Origin of the sequence: Mesorhizobium sp. M7A.F.Ca.MR.362.00.0.0 (assembly GCF_004023175.1) — a bacterium.
Classification (GTDB): Bacteria; Pseudomonadota; Alphaproteobacteria; order Rhizobiales; family Rhizobiaceae; genus Mesorhizobium.
This window is the reverse complement of sequence record NZ_RZTF01000522.1, coordinates 2,906-3,761: the sequence shown is the minus strand read 5'-3', so window position 1 is coordinate 3,761 and position 856 is coordinate 2,906. Positions and strand designations below refer to the sequence as shown.

The window sequence follows — 856 nt, the reverse complement described above, 5'->3', positions numbered from 1 at the left end:
TTGATCGTCCCCTCCCCTGTTTCGCGTGCGCCTCAACCATCGTCTTCACAGTCCGTAAATACGAAAGGTCGAGCGGCCCGATAGTTCACGCACAGCCCCGAGTTCGACCAGACGATCGAACAGGCGGCGCAGACCGCGGTCGCTCATGCCGGCGATCTTTTCCGAGGCAACGATCGCATCGTCCGACAGGAGCTTGTCGACAACGGTGTCCGCCGCCTTGGCCCTGAGTTTCGGCGCAACCGCAAGCAGCCGGTCCGCGCGGCGCTCGAGCTCGGCGAAAAGATCAATGGCGCGCAGCGCAGCGCGAGCCTGCGCGGCCAGCAGGCTTTTGGCCCGCTCAGGATCTGTCTCAATGCCTGTCGCCAGAGCGCCGGCTGCCGATCGGCGCGGGCGAGCGCTTGCGCCCAAGGCGGCTTCGGCGCCCAGCAGCGGCACGGCCTGCGCCCAACCCAGCCTTTGCGCCAGCAGGGCGTCGGCGAGCCAGGCTCCGATGGCGCGCCCAAAGCCGTGGCGTTCGGCGATCGCCATGGCACCCGTCATCATTACCACCGTCCCGCCACTGGCGGCGAGCTGTCGAAGATCGTCCGTCAGGGCGCTCACGCCCTCGTCGTCGGGAGCATAGCCGAATTCCTCCAATACCGCGGCCAGATTTCTCTTCGTCAGAAGCTCCTCTGCGGGCCGGGCGGCCAGCCGACGCCAGGCGAGGAGCAAAAGGCCGGCGGGTCCGACGGACAAAAAATCGCCCGGGCGTGTGAGCAGCACGGCGTCACGCAGCGCATTTTCATCTTCGACGCGGCCCGCCTGCTTCGCTGTTACCGCGGCCGCCGAAAGCGCCAGCCGCTGCCGCCAGGCGCCG

At 67.9% G+C, this 856-nt stretch carries 1 protein-coding gene; it reads right to left on the bottom strand.

All coding sequences use genetic code 11. From position 1 onward, the window contains the following. Positions 1-45: 45 nt before the first annotated feature. On the bottom strand, positions 46-856 hold an 811-nt coding region (locus EOC06_RS34390; protein ID WP_245470319.1), incomplete at its 5' end, for a DUF1403 family protein.